At 62.0% G+C, this 17710-nt stretch carries 18 protein-coding genes and 1 tRNA gene; 10 read left to right on the top strand and 9 right to left on the bottom strand.

Annotation, left to right across the window (positions count from 1 at the left end; translation table 11 throughout):
• Nucleotides 1-80: 80 nt before the first annotated feature.
• On the bottom strand, nucleotides 81-398 hold the full coding sequence (locus tag RHIBR816_RS0127165; protein WP_018239732.1) for an HlyU family transcriptional regulator: 318 nt from the start codon (nucleotides 396-398) through the stop codon (nucleotides 81-83).
• Nucleotides 399-476: 78 nt separating this feature from the next.
• The gene (ilvA, locus tag RHIBR816_RS0127160; RefSeq protein WP_018239731.1) at nucleotides 477-1730 is read right to left on the bottom strand and encodes a threonine ammonia-lyase; all 1254 of its coding nucleotides are present in this window, start codon (nucleotides 1728-1730) and stop codon (nucleotides 477-479) included.
• Nucleotides 1731-1876: 146 nt separating this feature from the next.
• Here ilvA and RHIBR816_RS0127155 point away from each other — a divergent pair, with 146 nt between their 5' ends.
• Nucleotides 1877-2467 (top strand): hypothetical protein, encoded by a 591-nt coding sequence (locus RHIBR816_RS0127155; protein WP_018239730.1) that lies wholly within the window; start codon nucleotides 1877-1879, stop codon nucleotides 2465-2467.
• Between the two features lie 33 nt (nucleotides 2468-2500).
• Here the strand turns inward: RHIBR816_RS0127155 and RHIBR816_RS0127150 are convergent.
• Nucleotides 2501-2585, bottom strand: a tRNA-Leu gene (locus RHIBR816_RS0127150).
• A 217-nt stretch (nucleotides 2586-2802) separates the two neighbouring features.
• Here RHIBR816_RS0127150 and RHIBR816_RS0127145 point away from each other — a divergent pair.
• Complete coding sequence (locus tag RHIBR816_RS0127145) at nucleotides 2803-3042, top strand: hypothetical protein (RefSeq protein ID WP_026187475.1); 240 nt, start codon at nucleotides 2803-2805, stop codon at nucleotides 3040-3042.
• Complete coding sequence (locus tag RHIBR816_RS38080) at nucleotides 3039-3215, top strand: hypothetical protein (RefSeq protein WP_018239728.1); 177 nt, start codon at nucleotides 3039-3041, stop codon at nucleotides 3213-3215. Before RHIBR816_RS0127145 ends, RHIBR816_RS38080 begins: the two co-directional genes overlap by 4 nt.
• A 212-nt stretch (nucleotides 3216-3427) precedes the next feature.
• On the opposite strand, the gene RHIBR816_RS0127135 is transcribed toward RHIBR816_RS38080, so the two are convergent.
• Together RHIBR816_RS0127135 and RHIBR816_RS0127130 are read right to left on the bottom strand one after the other, a co-directional pair.
• Nucleotides 3428-3646 carry a hypothetical protein gene (locus RHIBR816_RS0127135; protein WP_018239727.1) on the bottom strand — a complete coding sequence of 73 codons (219 nt, stop codon included), beginning with the start codon at nucleotides 3644-3646 and terminating at the stop codon, nucleotides 3428-3430.
• Between the two features lie 146 nt (nucleotides 3647-3792).
• On the bottom strand, nucleotides 3793-4035 hold the full coding sequence (locus RHIBR816_RS0127130) for a DUF2188 domain-containing protein (protein ID WP_018239726.1): 243 nt from the start codon (nucleotides 4033-4035) through the stop codon (nucleotides 3793-3795).
• Between the two features lie 478 nt (nucleotides 4036-4513).
• Between RHIBR816_RS0127130 and RHIBR816_RS0127120 the strand changes: the two genes are divergently transcribed.
• Both RHIBR816_RS0127120 and gpt read left to right on the top strand, forming a co-directional pair.
• Complete coding sequence (locus tag RHIBR816_RS0127120) at nucleotides 4514-5269, top strand: competence/damage-inducible protein A (protein ID WP_018239724.1); 756 nt, start codon at nucleotides 4514-4516, stop codon at nucleotides 5267-5269.
• 180 nt (nucleotides 5270-5449) lie between these two features.
• Nucleotides 5450-5947 (top strand): xanthine phosphoribosyltransferase, encoded by a 498-nt coding sequence (gpt, locus tag RHIBR816_RS0127115; protein ID WP_018239723.1) that lies wholly within the window; start codon nucleotides 5450-5452, stop codon nucleotides 5945-5947.
• A gap of 13 nt (nucleotides 5948-5960) precedes the next feature.
• Here the strand turns inward: gpt and RHIBR816_RS0127110 are convergent, their stop codons facing one another.
• Nucleotides 5961-7427 carry a bifunctional ADP-dependent NAD(P)H-hydrate dehydratase/NAD(P)H-hydrate epimerase gene (locus RHIBR816_RS0127110; protein ID WP_018239722.1) on the bottom strand — a complete coding sequence of 489 codons (1467 nt, stop codon included), beginning with the start codon at nucleotides 7425-7427 and terminating at the stop codon, nucleotides 5961-5963.
• Between the two features lie 344 nt (nucleotides 7428-7771).
• Between RHIBR816_RS0127110 and RHIBR816_RS0127105 the strand changes: the two genes are divergently transcribed.
• The 3 genes from RHIBR816_RS0127105 to hspQ all read left to right on the top strand — a co-directional run bounded on the left by RHIBR816_RS0127105 (nucleotide 7772) and on the right by hspQ (nucleotide 10125).
• Nucleotides 7772-8110 carry a P-II family nitrogen regulator gene (locus tag RHIBR816_RS0127105; RefSeq protein ID WP_003528058.1) on the top strand — a complete coding sequence of 113 codons (339 nt, stop codon included), beginning with the start codon at nucleotides 7772-7774 and terminating at the stop codon, nucleotides 8108-8110.
• A 91-nt stretch (nucleotides 8111-8201) separates the two neighbouring features.
• Complete coding sequence (glnA, locus tag RHIBR816_RS0127100) at nucleotides 8202-9611, top strand: type I glutamate--ammonia ligase (protein ID WP_018239721.1); 1410 nt, start codon at nucleotides 8202-8204, stop codon at nucleotides 9609-9611.
• 184 nt (nucleotides 9612-9795) lie between these two features.
• Nucleotides 9796-10125, top strand: a complete 330-nt coding sequence (gene hspQ, locus RHIBR816_RS0127095; protein WP_018239720.1) for a heat shock protein HspQ — start codon at nucleotides 9796-9798, stop codon at nucleotides 10123-10125.
• A 155-nt stretch (nucleotides 10126-10280) separates the two neighbouring features.
• On the opposite strand, the gene RHIBR816_RS0127090 is transcribed toward hspQ, so the two are convergent.
• Entirely contained in the window at nucleotides 10281-10904 is a 624-nt protein-coding gene (locus RHIBR816_RS0127090) for an invasion associated locus B family protein (protein ID WP_012708018.1), read from the bottom strand.
• Between the two features lie 364 nt (nucleotides 10905-11268).
• Between RHIBR816_RS0127090 and RHIBR816_RS0127085 the strand changes: the two genes are divergently transcribed.
• Both RHIBR816_RS0127085 and RHIBR816_RS0127080 read left to right on the top strand, forming a co-directional pair.
• Complete coding sequence (locus tag RHIBR816_RS0127085; protein WP_018239719.1) at nucleotides 11269-13056, top strand: extracellular solute-binding protein; 1788 nt, start codon at nucleotides 11269-11271, stop codon at nucleotides 13054-13056.
• A gap of 87 nt (nucleotides 13057-13143) precedes the next feature.
• Nucleotides 13144-13809: a DsbA family oxidoreductase gene (locus tag RHIBR816_RS0127080; RefSeq protein ID WP_026187473.1), complete on the top strand. Its 666-nt coding sequence runs from the start codon at nucleotides 13144-13146 to the stop codon at nucleotides 13807-13809.
• 39 nt (nucleotides 13810-13848) lie between these two features.
• On the opposite strand, the gene mfd is transcribed toward RHIBR816_RS0127080, so the two are convergent.
• Complete coding sequence (mfd, locus tag RHIBR816_RS0127075; protein WP_018239717.1) at nucleotides 13849-17376, bottom strand: transcription-repair coupling factor; 3528 nt, start codon at nucleotides 17374-17376, stop codon at nucleotides 13849-13851.
• Nucleotides 17373-17678: a succinate dehydrogenase assembly factor 2 gene (locus RHIBR816_RS0127070; protein WP_018239716.1), complete on the bottom strand. Its 306-nt coding sequence runs from the start codon at nucleotides 17676-17678 to the stop codon at nucleotides 17373-17375. The genes mfd and RHIBR816_RS0127070 overlap by 4 nt, the downstream gene beginning before the upstream one ends.
• Between the last annotated feature and the right edge of the window lie 32 nt (nucleotides 17679-17710).

Below are 17710 nucleotides of genomic sequence, written 5' to 3'. Positions count from 1 at the left end.
GCCGCGGCTACCCTCAAGTGCCTCGACTTGCATGTCAGAAAGTCTCTGTAACCGATTGCCGCAGAACAAGATTGTCCTGCTTACACCGACCGGGACTGCGCATCGTCCGCGAAGAGCGCCGCGCGCTGTTCGTCGACGATCTGCCGTCCCTTGCGGAGCGCCGAATCGATGGCGTCCTGCTCGGAGGTGAAGAGATCGGCACGAATGAAATGGCGCACCTTCGTGCCGCCCGGCAACACCTTTTCAATGCTGCCGGCAAGCCGGAATTGCGAGCCCTCGCGCATCGGCGTGGCGCGGATCAGGCAATCCGCATAGGATTCGGTCTTGCCTGCAACAGGCTCGGCCGGCTTTTCGGAGCCGCCGGAGAGGCCGAACAGTTTCGAGAAAAACGATGCCATGGCTCATGGTTAGCCGTGGCTGCCGCCTCTGTCAAAGCCAAAGTTCATTGGGCTGCTCGGCTAGGCGCGAACGGTCCTTCAGATGACCAGATTGGACAGAATCTCGTTCTCGGTAATGTCCTGGTATCGCAGCCCCGCCGCGTCGAAACGCTGCTTCAGCAACGGGAAATTTTCCGCATGCCGGGTTTCGATGCCGATCAGGACCGAGCCGAAGTTGCGGGCCGATTTCTTGAGATATTCGAAGCGGGCAATGTCATCCTCTTCGCCCAGCAGATTCAAGAAATCGCGGAGCGCGCCCGGCCGCTGGGCCATGCGCAGGATGAAGTATTTCTTCAAGCCGGCGTAGCGCATCGCCCGCTCCTTGACGTCGGGCAGGCGCTCGAAGTCGAAATTGCCGCCGGAGACGACGGCGACCACCGTCTTGCCTTCCAGCCGCTCTCGACCGAGTGCTTCCAGCGCGGTGATGGACAGGGCGCCGGCCGGTTCGAGAACCACGCCTTCGACATTCAGCATCTCGGTGATCGTCAGGCAGATCGCATTTTCCGCGAGAAGCATCACCTGCTCCGGCGCAAAGCCGCTGAGCGCCGTAAAATTGAGGTCGCCGATGCGGGCGACCGCCGCGCCGTCGACGAAATTGTCGACCTGATCGAGCGTGACGACGCTGCCCGCCTCGAGGCTGCGCCTGAGGCTCGGCGCACCCTCTGGCTCGCAGAACATGAACCGCTCGGGCGGCAGGGCATCACGGAGATAGCCGGTCACGCCGGCCGCCAGTCCGCCGCCGCCGACGGGCAGCACGACGAGATCGGGGAGCAAACCCTCCGGCAACTGCTCGACGATCTCCGCCGCAACGGTCGCCTGCCCTTCGATGATATCGGCATGATCGAAGGGCGGCACCATGACGCCCGCGATCGCCGCGACGTGGTCGCGGGCAGCCTGATAGCACTGATCGAAGATATCGCCGACGAGGCGGATGGTGATGTATTCGCCGCCGAAGATGCGGGTCTTGTCGATCTTCTGCTGCGGCGTCGTCACCGGCATGAAGACGACGCCCGGTACGCCGAAGTGCCGGCAGACGAAGGCAAAGCCCTGCGCATGGTTTCCGGCGGAGGCGCAGACGAAGGTCTTGCCGGCAGCGCCGGTCGCAAGCGCCTTGCGGAAGAAATTGAAGGCGCCGCGGATCTTGTAGGAGCGCACCGGCGAGAGATCCTCGCGCTTCAGATAGACGGTGGCGCCATAGCGCGCACTCAGATGGTCGTTGAGCTGCAGCGGCGTCGCCGGAAAGATCTCGCGCATCGCCGCGGCCGCCTGTTCAACATCCTGCTTCATCGCCATCATCCGTTCGTTTTGAGATCGCTGTGGCTATCGCACATTGTTGCGGCCGAAACCATCGATTTGACGTGTGGCGCCGTCTGGCCGTGCCTTGACTTGCGGGTGTCAAATGCCGACAGTTTGGACGGTCGGGATGCTGGGGAAGTGCGATGGCGAACTCTCTGCCCATGCTTGCGATACTGGCACTGGCGGCTCCGGTGCTGGCCGCCTTCGAAGCCGAAGCGGGGCCTCTTTCCGATGCCGCGGCAAAAGCGGAAAAACAGGCAGGCTCCGGCGATGCGGCAGGCGCGCGGCAAACGCTTCACGAGGCTGTCAGCGACTTCTCGCAAACCCTCCCCTTCGCGATCGGCAAGGCGGTCTTCGTCGCCGCAGAGCCGGCCGGGTACGCCATGTACGAGCCGAAACAGGATTCAGTCTTCAAGCCGGGCGAGACGCTCGTGTCCTATATCGAGCCGGTCGGCCTCACCTGGAAGGAGGCAAGCGCCAAGGGCAAGCTTGAAACGCGCTTCACCGTGGATCTCGACATCGTCAACCCCAAGGGCGAAGTGCTCGCCACCCGCAAGGCCTTCGGCGACTTCACCTTCACCGGCTACCTCCGTAACCAGGAGATTTACGCAACACTGACCGTCGACGTATCCGGCGCCCCGGCCGGCGACTATGTACTGCGCTTCCGCTTCAACGACATCAACAGCGGCAAGAGCGCCAGCGTCGACCAGCGGTTCAAGATTGCCGGGGAGTAGGGGTGGAGCGAATTCTACCGGTCGGTCGCGGGGTGGTGCGGACGACGGGAATCGAACCCGTAAGGATTTCTCCGAGGGATTTTAAGTCCCTTGCGTCTACCAGTTTCGCCACGTCCGCATGCTATGCTTGCAATACTTTGCGATGGAAGCGATGGGAAGGGCTGTCGGCGCATTTTTTGCTGAGTCCGTCCGCGGGCATGCCGAACGCAATCCCGTGTTAAGCCTCGCGCAAGAATTTGCAGAAACCCCTGATTCGCCAGGGGTTCAATCCTTGCGTGTTGCTGTCAATGTACTGATCTCGGGATTGTCCTTCATCGGTGGCAGAGGGGATCGGCGTGCGTCCATTGCGAGCGTCCAGCAGCACAGCTTTGTTGCCGGAAGATCTCGACGCGCTTCAGCGCGTCTACGACCGGCTGTGCACCGAATATCAGTGGTCGCGCAACAGCGCCCAGGCGCAACGATATGGCCGAATGCTGATCGAAGAATATCAGGCCGGAAAGACGGACGAGTTCCTGCTTCTGGCCGCCGGGCGCTCGTTCGTCGAGAATTCCGCCGCGCAAAGGAGGCCGGCATGACGCAGGAGATTTCTCTCGATTGCGACGACCTTGCCGAAAAGCGCCGCGTTGTCGACGCCATGAAGGATGCCTTCGCCAGCGCCATCGAAGCGCGCCAGGCGGAACTGCGCGCCCGCGACGTGCCAGGGCACCGAACGGGTTGGATAGGCATGCTTGTCAGAAAGCCGCGCTGAGACACATCCTACTGCATGTTTCCTTCAATCGTAGCCGATTTAAGGACAAAAACATGCAGCAATTCAAAGAGCTACAGCGACCTTAGTGCGTCTGATAAGACGCACGGCGCTGTAGACACAAGTCCGCAATATGTCTCCCCCGGCAGTCGCATCACGGGCGAATGCCTGAGTTCGGCTTTTCATTCACGGAGAAAATGCCGTGCGGGGCCGTCTCAGTGATAAAAGAAACAATCGCAATCGGCTTGCTGGGCGTCTTCGCCGCGCCAGACCCTGACCGCCAGTTTTGACGATTCGCCATTGTCTTCGAGCCGTAATCCGAGCAGCGACACGGCCGCCGCCTTCGGGTTGGGGGCATCGACTTCGATGACCGATCCGACCTGGTGAACGCCCTCCCGAGCGGTCCAGGTGAAGATCTGAACGCTGTAGTGCATAGATATCCTCCGTCGCGCTGTCGCTGCGCCGTGGACGGCTCCAAAGTCCTTGTTGTTCATGTCGTTGTCCCAAAACCGCTGCACAATTTTGGGCGACATGCTAGGGGCGAAACATAGATCCGCAGGCAAAAGCCCCTATGGTACTCTCAGCCATCCTCGACGGTTGCTTCAGGTCGATCTCCTCCATCGGCGTGTTCGAAATGCCAGTTTCCCTGCTCATCCTGGAAGCTGATTTCCTCATCGTCGCCGCCGACCTGTTGTTCGGCCGCGGCAGCCTTTGCGGCCGCCAGCGCCATCTCGCGACTGGGAAAGGACTCTGAATACGCGTCGGCGGCCTTGTAGGCCCAGCCTCCGTCGTGTTGAACGATCGAATAGATGATCCGCGCCATTCTTCACTCCCATGGATTTCCAGGGACATTTCTGCCCCCGCTTGGCCGTTGCGGCACGGCCGTACTGCTCCTCCTTGCCTGTGGCGTGTCCATGACGGACGGCGCGATGTTAACACAAATTGGCTAGAGTTGTGCCTTTTTTGAAGGGTGCTCTGCCGACCTCCTACCATTTTAGAATTAGACAGCGATATCAACGACAAGCGCGGCCCTGCCGCCGCGGCAGCGCCGGCTCAGGATCGGCTAATGCTACTTTGATCAGACCGCGCGCTTGGCGTGCATCCTCGCCACATGAGCGCTTTGCTTGCCAGCCAATTTACGCTTCGCGCCCAGCGTCTGCCGGGTAGCCGAAGAAAACGCCTTCGATGTCCGTCAATTCCGCTTGATCGCCGCCGCCGGCAAGATTTATCAAAGCTGTCGACATAACGAGGCTGACAGTAAGCAGATCGTGTTGAACGATCCGAACCATTCCGGAGCGCAAATGACCAGTGCCAGTGTTGTCACCGCTGCCATGCTCGCCATCGGCGACGAGCTCCTCTCCGGCCGGACCAAGGACAAGAACATCGGCCACCTTGCCGACATGCTGACGATGGTCGGCATCGACCTCTGCGAAGTTCGCATCGTCGCCGACGACGAAGAGGCGATCGTCGAGGCCGTCAACGCGCTGCGCGGCCGATACGACCATGTCTTCACCTCGGGCGGCATCGGACCAACGCATGACGACATCACCGCCGATGCGATGTCGAAGGCGTTCGGCGTCGAATGCCGCCACGATCCGAGGGCGATGGAATTGCTCGGCACGATGTACGAACGGCGCGGCATGGAGTTCACCGAGGCCCGCAAACGGATGGCGCGCATGCCGGTCGGGGCAGACCACATCGCCAATCCTGTATCGACCGCGCCCGGCTTCAGGATCGGCAATGTCTATGTCATGGCCGGGGTGCCCCAGGTGTTTCAGGCCATGCTCGACGCGCTGCTGCCTACGCTGCAGGCGGGCACGCCGGTTCTGTCGCGAACGGTCCGTTCCCCCTTTGGCGAAGGGGACATCGGCACGCCCTTGACCGAGGTGCAGAAGCAGCATCCCGAAACGAGCATCGGCTCCTATCCGAAATTCGACGGCAAGAGCTTCTCGACCGATATCGTCATCCGTGGCCGCGAGGAGTCGGTGCTGGCGGCCGCCGAGGCCGACGTCGTGGCGATGCTCGACGCCATCTCGCGGGCACGCCAGAGCGGTTAGGCGCTGTCCGAAGCAAATAGACCGCGGCGGACCATGTTTCGTGCCGCCGGGGCACGGTTACGCGCCCCCTTGCGCTGCAGGCTTCATTGCCAGTATTGCATTCGCCAACATGGAAGCGCCGCGTGCGGACCCCCCGGTCTGCGGGAGTGCTTCACAGTCCTACTGCATGGAGCGCGTCACATGTCCCTTCCCGAAAAAGCCTTCCCCGTATCCTGGGACCAGTTCCACCGCGATGCGCGAGCGCTCGCCTGGCGGCTGGCCGACAACGGACAGGAATGGCGCGCGATGGTCTGCATCACCCGCGGCGGCCTCGTTCCGGCGGCGATCATCTCCCGGGAACTCAATATCCGCATGATCGAAACCGTCTGCGTCGCCTCCTATCACGACTACGACACACAGGGCCAGATGAAGGTGCTCAAGGGCATTTCACCGGAAATCGCCAAGGATGGCGGCGAAGGCGTTCTCATCGTCGACGACCTGACCGATACCGGCAAGACCGCCGCCGAAGTCCGCGCCATGCTGCCCAAGGCGCATTTCGCCGCGGTCTACGCCAAGCCGAAGGGCCGGCCGCTGGTCGACACTTTCGTCACCGAGGTGAGCCAGGACACCTGGATCTACTTCCCCTGGGACATGGGCTTCACCTATCAGGAACCGATCGCCAAGGGCACGCGCGGCTGATTCCCTCGCTCCTTCAGGGGAGCGGCGGAATGTTGTCGACGAGCGTCTCGGCCGTCATCGTGCGGCCGGCGCGGATGCCCGCCTCGCCGTGGCGCCAGACCGCGGCGGCGGCGGCCTCGAAGGCCGGCAAGCGCTGCGCCAGATGGGCGCCGATGATCCCGGCCAGCACGTCGCCCGATCCGGCAGTGGCAAGCCAGGGCGGCGCGTTCGTGTTCACCACCGCTCGGCCGGACGGTGCCGCCACGACGGTGTCGTGTCCCTTGTAGACGATCACCGCGTTGCTGAGCCTCGCCGCCGCCTGGGCCTTCTCGATCTTGGAGAGTGAGGCGTCCGCCGCTATCTCCGGGAAAAGGCGCGCGAACTCACCTTCGTGAGGCGTCATCACGACCTGACCACCGCCGGCCGCGATCTTCTCAAACAGCGCTTCCCTGCCCTGCTGAAACGAACTCATCCCATCGGCATCGAGGACCAAAGCGCGATCGCACAGCATCAACGCGAAGTCCGTCGCCTTCTTGCCGACGCCGAAGCCCGGGCCGAGCACGAATGCGTTGAGCCGCTTGTCGTGCAGCCATTCGGCGAGATCGACGGCGCTGCCGATTTCCTTGAGCATGACGGCCGTCAGGTGCGAAGCGTTGACGGCGACAGCCGCCGGCGGGGAGCCGAGCGTCACCAGCCCTGCCCCGGCGACGAGACCGGCCGCCGCCGAGAGCCGCGCCGCACCGGTGGACGTCGGCCCGCCGGAAAGGACGGCAAGGTGGCCGCGTTTGTATTTATGCGTACCCGCCTGCAGGCCGCCGGCATATTGCGCCCAGATGGCCGGCCCATTGATCCGCATGCCGCCTGCCCGCGCGCCGACAAGCCGAGCAGGAATGCCGATATCGAAAACCTCGAGCGTGCCGCACAACGCCCGCCCCGGCATCAGCACATGCCCGGGCTTCGCCGCCATGAAAGTGACCGTGTGGGTGGCGGTGAAGCTGGCGCCGCGCGGTTCGCCCGTGCGCCCATCGATGCCAGAGGGCAGATCGACCGCCAAAACGGGCAGTTGCATTGCATCGACCCGCCTGATGCTGTCCTGCACCGCATCCGGCACGTCGCGGGCAAGCCCCGCCCCGAACAGGGCGTCGACGACAGCGTCGCCCGGTTCAGGTTCGTATGCCTCAAGAGGCAGGATCCCCAGGCGGCAGGCGTTGCGGGCCTTTGCCGCGTCCCCCCGCAGCTTGCCGGGGTCTCCCAGCGCATAGAGGGCAACAGCCGCGCCGCTTTCCGCGAGGGCTTCCGCGGCGACATAGCCATCGCCGCCATTGTTGCCCGGGCCGCAGAGTATGACGAGGCGAGAGGCATTCGGAAACAGCCTCAGCGTGGCCGCCGACGCGGCCATGCCCGCCGCGCGCATCAGCGAGAAGCTATCGATGCCGGAGTCGGCCGCATCCTTGTCGATTGCCGCCATCTCGGCGGGCGTCACCAGCATATCTTCGAACATGACGCGATCTAAGCGCTCCCGCGCGCGTTAGACAAGTCCGCAGTCGCGATAAGGCCTCATGACCATTTATTATGCATCTGCCTATTATTGGTGCTCAAATAACGGGCGCCACGCACGAAACTGCGGCTATCGCCTGTGGATCATGCGTCGCAACCGGTGAATCTTCATAAAAAATAGGCAGAGTCCGGACGAAGACGCCAAGCCGATGCGGCGCCACATCGCCTTGGGCGGGGAAATTTCCCTCTCCTCGCATCATTCCTCTATAAAATTGGCACGCTACATGCATACTGAAAGGCGAGCGGGTAAGACCCGGTTTACAGGGAGAAGCGGAGAGAAATTTTCTCATGAAAAAGATCGAAGCGATCATCAAGCCCTTCAAGCTCGACGAAGTGAAGGAAGCCCTTCAAGAAGTCGGCCTGCAAGGGATTACCGTCACGGAAGCAAAGGGCTTCGGACGGCAAAAGGGTCACACGGAGCTCTATAGGGGCGCAGAATATGTCGTGGATTTCCTGCCGAAGGTGAAGGTGGAAGTCGTGCTGGCGGACGAGAATGCGGAAGCTGTCATCGAAGCGATCCGCAATGCCGCGCAAACCGGCCGCATCGGCGACGGCAAGATTTTTGTGTCCAATGTGGAGGAAGTGATCCGAATCCGCACCGGCGAAACCGGCCTCGATGCAATCTGATTGACTTTCCGTCTATACCTTCTTCCCACCCAAGGGGCCGCCCCGGCCCCGATTTTCCAACTGCGTCATCTCACACAGGGAATTGCACAAAATGACGACTGCCAGTGAAATTCTGAAGCAGATCAAGGACAACGACGTCAAGTTCGTCGACCTGCGATTTACCGATCCGAAGGGCAAGCTGCAGCATGTGACGATGGATGTCGTCTGCGTCGATGAGGACATGTTCGCCGACGGCGTCATGTTCGACGGCTCTTCGATCGCTGGCTGGAAAGCCATCAACGAGTCCGACATGGTGCTGATGCCCGATCCGGAAACGGCCCACATGGATCCGTTCTTCGCGCAGTCCACCATGGTCATCGTCTGCGACATTCTCGACCCGGTTTCCGGCGAGGCCTACAACCGCGATCCGCGCGGCACGGCGAAGAAGGCCGAGGCCTATCTCAAGGCGTCCGGTATCGGCGACACCGTCTTCGTCGGCCCTGAGGCGGAATTCTTCGTCTTCGACGACGTCAAGTACAAGGCCGACCCGTACAACACCGGCTTCAAGCTCGACTGCTCCGAACTGCCGTCGAACGACGACACGGACTACGAGACCGGCAACCTCGGCCACCGGCCGCGCGTCAAGGGCGGCTACTTCCCGGTTCCGCCGATCGACAGCTGCCAGGACATGCGCTCCGAAATGCTGACGGTGCTCGCCGAAATGGGCGTCACGGTCGAGAAGCATCACCACGAAGTGGCTGCCGCCCAGCATGAGCTCGGCGTGAAGTTCGACGCGCTCGTGCGCAACGCCGACAAGATGCAGATCTACAAATACGTCGTGCATCAGGTCGCCAATGCCTACGGCAAGACCGCGACCTTCATGCCGAAGCCGGTTTTCGGTGACAACGGCTCGGGCATGCACGTGCATCTCTCCATCTGGAAGGACGGCAAGCCGACCTTCGCCGGCGACGAATATGCCGGCCTGTCCGAAACCTGCCTCTACTTCATCGGCGGCATCATCAAGCACGCCAAGGCGCTGAACGCCTTCACCAACCCGTCGACAAACTCCTACAAGCGTCTCGTCCCGGGCTATGAAGCACCGGTGCTGCTTGCCTACTCGGCCCGCAACCGCTCGGCCTCCTGCCGCATTCCGTTCGGCAGCAACCCCAAGGCCAAGCGCGTCGAGGTCCGCTTCCCGGATCCGACCGCCAACCCGTACCTCGCCTTCGCCGCCATGCTGATGGCCGGCCTCGACGGCATCAAGAACAAGCTCCATCCCGGCAAGGCGATGGACAAGGACCTCTATGACCTGCCGCCGAAGGAACTGAAGAAAATCCCGACGGTTTGCGGCAGCCTGCGCGAGGCCCTCGAAAGCCTCGACAAGGACCGCAAGTTCCTGACCGCCGGCGGCGTCTTCGACGATGACCAGATCGACTCGTTCATCGAGCTCAAGATGCAGGAAGTCATGCGCTTCGAGATGACCCCGCATCCGGTCGAGTACGACATGTACTATTCCGTCTGAGGACGGAGCCACCGGCCCGTCCGATGCGGCTGGTCCATTCGAGATGAGAGCGAAAGGCGGGTTTCGGTCGAAGCCCGCCTTTTCTCAAATGCGACAGCGCAAGCGATTTTTCAGCAGCTTCGCGCAGCTATTGATGTTCCACATGCGACAACCCAGATATTGGTCTGAAAGGATGTGTTGCGTCATGAAACAAAGAAACGCGAAATTCGAGATCGGCCAGATCGTTCGCCACCGGTTCTTTCCGTTTCGGGGCGTCATCTTCGACGTCGATCCGGAATATGCGAACACCGAGGAGTGGTGGAACTCTATCCCCCAGGAGATCCGGCCGAGCAAGGACCAGCCCTTCTATCATCTGTTCGCCGAGAACGACGACAGCGAATATGTCGCCTATGTCTCGGAGCAGAACCTGGTCTCCGACGAAAGCGGGCAGCCGATCCGCCACGCCCAGGTAGACGCCCTGTTCGAAAAGGCGGACATCGGACACTACAGACCGAAGACCAACTACCGCCATTAAGCGGTTGCGGCACGGCTCGTACCGAAGTCAAACCGGCTTGTGGATGCGCAGGGTGCGGACGGGAAACTGTTCGCACCTTTATTGTTTGCGGATTCACCAAATAAAAAACGCCCGGCGGACAACCGGGCGCTCTTCGAAACTCAGGGCGGAAGCCGTTACTGCTGCTTGGCAGCCTTCTGTGCTTCTTCCAGCTTCTTGCGGGCATCTTCCGCCTTCTTCTGCATTTCTTCCTGCAGCAGGCGCTGACGCTCCTCCAGCTGAGACTGTTCGATCGGCTCGCCGTCGAAAACCCCGGTGAAGCCTTCCAGCGTCATCTTGATCGGGTTGGGAGCGCGCTGGAAATTGACCGACGTGAAGATGACTTCATTGCCCTTCTTCAGGTTAGCGATCAGCGCGTCGGAGAGCGGTGCCTCGGCAACGCACTTGTCGGGCATGCAGATGGCGTAATCGAGCTTGACCCCCTTGGCGCCATCGATTTGCATTTGAACGCCCGGCGGGATCATGCGTGCGGAGGGGACGGAAACCTGCAGGACCTTACGATTGACCTTGCCGGAAACGGTGATGAGACCGACAGCGGTGATCAGCTGACCATTGTTGGCGGTGAGCAAGTTCTGGACGATGCAAACGTCGTTGTCTTCCTGCTTCGTGCAAACCTTGAACCAACCCTGCGGCGGCTTGCCCTGCTGCGCAGATGCGATACCCGGCGCGCCGGCTGCTGCTACGGAGAGCGCCAGCGCTGCCATTCCCGCCCGTTTGGTGAAGTTCGACTTGAAGATCATTGTAATTCCGTCTCCTGAAAACCGGCCACGGAACAGAGTTCCGCTGGTGAGTATCGTCAGCCGCCGTTGTCCTGTTGGCCAAATGAGGCTTTTGAATGGCCCCGATTCCGGAAACACCTGTTACATTGGCCCGTGCCTTTTATCCAGTGTTTCCTTGCATTTTTTCCGGTTCTGCGACACCGGATATTGGCTACAAGGCGGGGAACGCAATCTCATGTCTGCGGCAGTGACACCGCGTGACCCGTCCGGACGTCTGCGGCGGCTGCCTTGTTGGAAATATCCCTGCGCATTGGTAACGTGCCGGGAATCGGACGGTCCAATCCTACGGGAGGTGAAGTTGCGCGCAGTTTTTTCCGGCCTGGTTATGCTTCTGGCGACCAGCATTTTGGCCAATGAAGCAGCCGCCGCACCGGTGCACGCCATCTCCATGCACGGCGAGCCGGCCCTGCCGGCTGATTTCAAGCACTTCCCCTACGTCAATCCGGACGTCAAGAAGGGCGGAAAGATCTCCTATGGTGTGGTCGGCACGTTCGACAGCCTCAACCCCTTCATCCTGAAGAGCATGCGCACGACCGCACGGGGGATGTGGGATCCAGGATTCGGAAACCTGGTCTACGAGTCGCTGATGCAGCGCTCCCAGGACGAGCCTTTCACCATGTACGGGCTGCTTGCGGAATCGGTCGAATGGGACGACGATCGCACCTTCATCCAGTTCAACCTCAATCCCAAGGCGCGCTGGGCCGACGGCCAGCCGGTGACCGTCGAGGACGTGATCTTCACCTTCGAATTGCTGCGCGACAAGGGACGCGCGCCCTTCAGTAACCGGCTGTCGAAGGTCGAGAAGATGGAGAAGGTCGGCGACCGCAGCGTGCGCTTCACCCTGAAGGAAGATGCCGACCGCGAGTTCCCGCTGCTGCTGGCGCTTTCGCCCGTGCTGCCGAAACACGCCATCAATGTCGACGGGTTCGACAGGACGACGCTCGAGCCGCCGCTCGGTTCCGGCCCCTACCGCGTCGCCGAGGTGAAGCCTGGCGAGCGGATCGTCTATCGCCGCAATCCCGATTATTGGGGCAAAGACCTGCCTTCGAAGATCGGCGTCGACAATTATGATGAGATCTCGGTCGAATATTTTCTCCAGGACAACACGCTGTTCGAAGCCTTCAAGAAGGGCGAGATCGACCTGTATCCCGAAGGCAGCGCGACCAAATGGGCCCGCGCCTACGATTTCCCGGCCGTCCGCAGTGGCGACGTCGTCAAGGAGAGCTTCAAGCCGAAAACGCCCTCCGGCATGCTCGGCTTCGTGTTCAACACTCGCAGGCCGATGTTCAACAACGTCAAGCTCCGGCAGGGCCTGGCCCTCGTCTTCGACTTCGAATGGGTCAACAAGAACCTGTTCGACGGCGCCTACACGCGGACCCAGAGCTACTGGCAGAATTCGTCGCTCTCCTTCCTGGGCGCTGGGGCCGACGACCGCGAGCTCGGTTTGCTGGGCGACGTCAGGGAGAAGATCAACCCGGCCATTCTCGACGGTACCTATCGCCTGCCGGTCACCGACGGTTCCGGCCGCGACCGCAATGTCTTGCGCGAAGCGGTGACGCTGCTTCGGGAGGCCGGCTATTCGATCAAGGACGGCAAGATGGTCGATGCCAAGGGCGCGCCGCTTGCTTTCGAGATCATGAGCCAGAATGCCGGCCAGGAGAAGATCGCGCTGGCCTATCAGCGCTTCCTTGCACCGCTCGGCATCGTGGCAACCGTCCGCACGGTCGACGATTCCCAATACCAGCTGCGCAGCCAATCCTTCGACTACGACGTGATCATCAAATCCTATCCCTCGTCTCTGTCTCCCGGATCTGAACAGATATCCTATTGGGGATCGGTCTCGCGAGAACGCCAAGGGAGTTCCAACTTCGCAGGGGTTGCCGACAAGGACGTCGACAAGATGATCAACAACATCCTGCAGGCCCGCACACCGGAGGATTTCACCGCCGCCGTCCGCGCGCATGACCGGCTGCTGGTCAACAATGCTTATCTCGTGCCGCTATACCATCTGGATGAACAATGGATTGCCCGCTGGAAGCACATCGGTCGCCCCTCGGCGCTGCCGCTTTATGGCTATCAACTGCCGACCTGGTGGGACGAGCGGGTGCAGTAGGTAGCCTGGTTCCCTTTTGGTAACGCATTGAAATAAGGGGGCGGTCGGCCTATGTCGCTGTTTCAGCGAAACAGAAAGGCCGCCGCCATGGAAATCGTCAATATCGATATCGTCTCGGACGTCGTCTGCCCGTGGTGCTATCTCGGCAAGAACCGCCTCGACCAGGCGATCGCCAACGTCGCAGGCGAAATCGATGTCGCGATCCAGTGGCGCCCCTATCAGCTCAACCCGGACCTGCCGCCGGAAGGCGTCGATCACAAGCGCCATCTTGCGGCAAAGCTCGGCGGTCAGGACGCCGTCGACCGGGCGCATCAGATGCTCGATGGTTTGGGGCGGGAAGCCGGAATCGCCTTTGACTTCGATGCCGTGAAGATCAGCCCCAACACGCTCGACGCCCATCGCCTCATCCGCTGGGCGTCCACCAGCGGCACCGTTGCCCAGACCGAGACCGTGCGGCTGCTTTTCAAGGCGAATTTCGAGGAAGGCAAGAATGTCGGCGATCACGCCGTTCTGCTCGACATCGCCGAACAGGCAGGCCTGGACCGGGCTGTCATTGCCGCACTTTTCGCCTCCGATGCCGACAAGGATGCGGTCAAGCAAGAGATCGACATGGCCCGGGAGATCGGCGTGACCGGTGTTCCGTGCTTCATCATCGAGCAGCAATATGCGGTGATGGGGGCACAATCCGTCGAAGTGCTGACGAATGCGCTCCGCGAAATCGCCCAGATGAAGGCGGCCAACCCGGCCAACTGATCCTCAATAGCGGCGCCGGCATCCGGCGCCAATTTCGTTTCACGCTGGCTTGGCGAGCGTCGCGAGCTGGGTCATCACCATGGCCGCGCCTGAGAGGCGCTTTTCCGGCGTGACGAGTTCGCGCTGGAAGAAGATACTCTGGTCGGGCCTGATCTTGGCGAGCGTTCCCTGCTTGGCGATATGCCCGACGAGGGCGGCCGGGTTGGGGAACTCCTTGTTGCGGAACTGGACGACGACGCCCTTCGGCCCCGCGTCGAGCTTTTCGACATTCGCCGTGCGGCAGAGCGCCTTGATATAGACGATCTTCAGGAGATGCTGAACCTCGATCGGCAGCGGTCCGAAGCGGTCGATCAGTTCGGCGCCGAAGCCGTCGATTTCCTTGAGGTCGGTCAGTTCGCCGAGGCGACGATAGAGCCCGAGCCTCAGATTGAGATCGGGCACGTACACTTCCGGAATCATTACCGGCGTACCGACCGATATCTGCGGCGACCAGCCGGAATCGTGGATTTCCTCCTCGCCCTTGAGCTCGGCGACCGCTTCTTCCAGCATTTGTTGGTAGAGCTCGAAACCGACCTCCTTGATGTGGCCGGATTGCTCCTCGCCGAGCAGGTTGCCGGCGCCGCGAATGTCGAGGTCGTGGCTGGCGAGCTGGAAGCCGGCGCCGAGCGTGTCGAGCGACTGCAGCACCTTGAGCCGCCGTTCCGCCGGGCCGGTCAGCGTCTTGTTGACCGGAAGCGTGAAGAGCGCGAAGGCACGCACCTTGGAGCGCCCGACACGCCCGCGGAGCTGGTAGAGCTGCGCAAGGCCGAACATATCGGCACGGTGCACGATCAGCGTGTTGGCCGTCGGCACGTCGAGCCCCGACTCGACGATCGTCGTCGACAGAAGCACGTCAAAGCGGCCTTCGTAGAAGGCGTTCATGATGTCTTCGAGTTCGGTTGCCGGCATCTGGCCGTGCGCGATCGCCACTTTCAATTCCGGCACGTCGGATTTCAAGAAGTCGTGAATCTCGGACAGATCGCTCAATCGCGGGCAGACATAGAAGCTCTGGCCGCCACGATAGTGCTCGCGCATCAGCGTCTCGCGGATCACCAGCGCATCGAAGGGCGAGATGAAGGTGCGCACCGCCATGCGGTCGACCGGCGGCGTTGTAATCAGAGACAATTCGCGAACACCGGTGAGCGCCAGCTGCAGCGTGCGCGGAATGGGCGTCGCCGAGAGCGTCAGGACATGGACGTCGCTCTTCAGCTCCTTCAAGCGTTCCTTGTGCTTGACGCCGAAGTGCTGCTCCTCGTCGATGATGAGTAGGCCAAGATTGGCAAACGTGATCGAGGACCCGAGGAGCGCGTGGGTGCCGACGACGATGTCCGTCTTGCCGTCGGCGACTTCCTTTTTCGTCAGCGCCAGATCCTTCGAGCCGACGAGGCGCGAGGCCTGCTGGATGCGGATCGGCAGTCCGCGGAAGCGATCGGAAAAGGTCTTGAAATGCTGCCGCGCCAGCAATGTCGTCGGCACGACGACGGCAACCTGCACGCCGTTCATCGCCGCTATGAAAGCGGCACGCAGCGCCACCTCGGTCTTTCCAAAGCCGACGTCGCCGCAGACGAGACGGTCCATGGGCCTGCCGCCGCCGAGATCGTCGCGCACCGCATCGATCGAGTTCAACTGGTCTTCGGTCTCGTCATAGGGGAAACGCGCGGCAAACTCGTCATAGACGCCATCCTGTGCAACGAGGACCGGCGCATGCCGCGTGTACCGTTCGGCGGCAATGCGGATCAGACCACCCGCCATGTCGAGCAGGCGCTTCTTGAGCTTCGCCTTGCGCGCCTGCCAGGCGACGCCGCCGAGCTTGTCGAGGATCGCATCGGTCCCCTCCGAGCCGTAGCGCGACAGGAGCTCGATGTTTTCCACCGGCAGGAACAGCTTCGCATCGTCGGCGTAGACGAGCTCCAGGCAATCATGCGGCGCGCCAGCAGCCTCGATCGTGCGCAAGCCGACGAAGCGGCCGATGCCGTGTTCGGCATGGACGACGTAGCTGCCCTCGTCGAGGCCCGTGACTTCGGCGATGAAATCGGCGCCGCGCTTGCGGCGCTTGGAGCGGCGCACCATCCGGTCGCCGAGAATGTCCTGCTCTCCGATCACCACGAGATCGCCGGTCTCGAAGCCGGATTCGAGACTCAAGACCGCGGATGCCGCCTCGCCCGGCTTCAGGGCGCGCAGATCGGCGAGCGCCTTCACCGGACGGATATTGGCCAGGCCGTGCTCGCCGAGCACCTGAAGCAGGCGGTCGAGCGAGCCCTCCGTCCACCCGGAAATGACGACCTTCGCGCCTTTCGCCCGCCGCTCGGCAATGTGTTTCACCGCCTGGTCGAAGACATTGGCGCGTGAGCCGTCGTTTTCACTGTCGGCCTCGCCGGCGGCCTTCGCCCAGCGCACCCCCTGTCGAGCCTCGACGGCGACGACATGACGGGCCTCGCCCTCATGTTCGGAAAACGGCGACAGGCGCACGGCATTGCGTTCGGCTAGCCCGTCGCTGAAGGCTTTCGCACCCAGATAAAGCAGATCCGGCGGCACGGGCTTGTAGGGTGTGCCCTGGGATATCTGGGACTTGCCGGGAGATGCGGAGGCGAGACGGGCGTCGTAGTAGTCGAGGATGAGCTTCGAACGCTCCGCCGCCGCTTCGCGCGCCAGATGATCGGTGACGATGCGAAAACCTTCGAGATAATCGAAGATCGTTTCCAGCCCATCGTAGAAGAGCGGCAGCCAATGCTCCATGCCGGCATAGCGGCGCCCTTCGGAGACCGCCTGATAAAGCGCGTCGTCGCGGGTCGCAGCCCCGAAGCGCGAAAGATATTGCCTGCGGAAATGGCTGATCGTCTCCGGCGTCAGCGACACTTCGCTCATCGGATTGAGATCGAGGGAACGCACCTGCCCGGTGGTGCGCTGGCTCGCCGGATCGAAGGAGCGGATCGTCTCAAGCGTATCACCGAAGAAATCGAGCCGCAGCGGCTCGCTGCTGCCCGGCACATAGACGTCGAGAATACCGCCGCGCACGGCAAACTCGCCGACTTCGCGCACGGTCGGCACGCGCTCGAAACCGTTTTGCTCCAGGCGCGCGGCGAGATCGTCCATGCGCACCTGGTTGCCGGGTCGCGCAGAGAAGGCGAGGCTCTCGATCACGTCCTGAGGCGAGATCTTCTGCAGCGCTGCATTGACGGTTACCAGAACGATCGCCGCGTGCGGCTTCTGCCGATGCGCGATCAAGGCGCTCAGCGTGGCCAGTCGTCGCGCCGACGTGTCGGCGCTTGGCGAAACGCGGTCGTAGGGCAGACAGTCCCAGCCGGGCAATGTCAAAACCGGAATGTCGGGCGCCACGAAACCAAGCACCTGCTCGAGATCGGCAATGCGCTGGCCGTCGGAAAGCATATAGGCGACCGGCGCTCCGGCGCGTGCAAGATCGGCGAGAATCAGCGCCTCGACGCCGGAGGGTACCGGCCCGATCGTCAGCTCTCGCGCGGCCGCAAGAATTCTCTTCGCGTCTAGACCAGGGATCATCGTCGAATTCATTCCGCCTCTTGCTGAACGGGGTCGAAATCCGGCCGATAGGCGGCTATGCGCGCAAACAGCTCCGTTGCGAAGCGCTCGGGCAGCGGCTGTTCCCCGGTGATCCAGCGAACGAGGTCGTTGTCTTCCTCGCGCATGATCGTCTCGAGCTCATCCAGTTCCTGTTCGGAAAGCGTGGCGAGCTCCGCCTCTGCGAACTGCCCGAGAATCAAGTCCATCTCGCGAATGCCGCGGTGCCAGGCGCGGAAGAGGATCCTGCGACGACGCGGATCAAGATCGGCGCTCGTGCGCGAAATTCCGGTCATGAAACGTCCTTCCTGCCACCCGCCGCAACGGC

Source organism: Ensifer sp. BR816, assembly GCF_000378985.1.
Classification (GTDB): Bacteria; Pseudomonadota; Alphaproteobacteria; order Rhizobiales; family Rhizobiaceae; genus Sinorhizobium.
Note: the sequence above shows the minus strand (reverse complement) of the source record. Positions and strands in the feature narration are given on the sequence as shown.

Bases quoted from the DNA above. Each gene is read 5' to 3' on its own strand.
- RHIBR816_RS0127165 (WP_018239732.1), bottom strand. From the start codon at position 398: ATGGCATCGTTTTTCTCGAAACTGTTCGGCCTCTCCGGCGGCTCCGAA.
- ilvA (WP_018239731.1), bottom strand. From the start codon at position 1,730: ATGGCGATGAAGCAGGATGTTGAACAGGCGGCCGCGGCGATGCGCGAG.
- RHIBR816_RS0127155 (WP_018239730.1), top strand. From the start codon at position 1,877: ATGGCGAACTCTCTGCCCATGCTTGCGATACTGGCACTGGCGGCTCCG.
- RHIBR816_RS38080 (WP_018239728.1), top strand. From the start codon at position 3,039: ATGACGCAGGAGATTTCTCTCGATTGCGACGACCTTGCCGAAAAGCGC.
- RHIBR816_RS0127135 (WP_018239727.1), bottom strand. From the start codon at position 3,646: ATGCACTACAGCGTTCAGATCTTCACCTGGACCGCTCGGGAGGGCGTT.
- RHIBR816_RS0127130 (WP_018239726.1), bottom strand. From the start codon at position 4,035: ATGGCGCGGATCATCTATTCGATCGTTCAACACGACGGAGGCTGGGCC.
- RHIBR816_RS0127120 (WP_018239724.1), top strand. From the start codon at position 4,514: ATGACCAGTGCCAGTGTTGTCACCGCTGCCATGCTCGCCATCGGCGAC.
- gpt (WP_018239723.1), top strand. From the start codon at position 5,450: ATGTCCCTTCCCGAAAAAGCCTTCCCCGTATCCTGGGACCAGTTCCAC.
- RHIBR816_RS0127110 (WP_018239722.1), bottom strand. From the start codon at position 7,427: ATGTTCGAAGATATGCTGGTGACGCCCGCCGAGATGGCGGCAATCGAC.
- RHIBR816_RS0127105 (WP_003528058.1), top strand. From the start codon at position 7,772: ATGAAAAAGATCGAAGCGATCATCAAGCCCTTCAAGCTCGACGAAGTG.
- glnA (WP_018239721.1), top strand. From the start codon at position 8,202: ATGACGACTGCCAGTGAAATTCTGAAGCAGATCAAGGACAACGACGTC.
- hspQ (WP_018239720.1), top strand. From the start codon at position 9,796: ATGAAACAAAGAAACGCGAAATTCGAGATCGGCCAGATCGTTCGCCAC.
- RHIBR816_RS0127090 (WP_012708018.1), bottom strand. From the start codon at position 10,904: ATGATCTTCAAGTCGAACTTCACCAAACGGGCGGGAATGGCAGCGCTG.
- RHIBR816_RS0127085 (WP_018239719.1), top strand. From the start codon at position 11,269: ATGCTTCTGGCGACCAGCATTTTGGCCAATGAAGCAGCCGCCGCACCG.
- RHIBR816_RS0127080 (WP_026187473.1), top strand. From the start codon at position 13,144: ATGGAAATCGTCAATATCGATATCGTCTCGGACGTCGTCTGCCCGTGG.
- mfd (WP_018239717.1), bottom strand. From the start codon at position 17,376: ATGAATTCGACGATGATCCCTGGTCTAGACGCGAAGAGAATTCTTGCG.
- RHIBR816_RS0127070 (WP_018239716.1), bottom strand. From the start codon at position 17,678: ATGACCGGAATTTCGCGCACGAGCGCCGATCTTGATCCGCGTCGTCGC.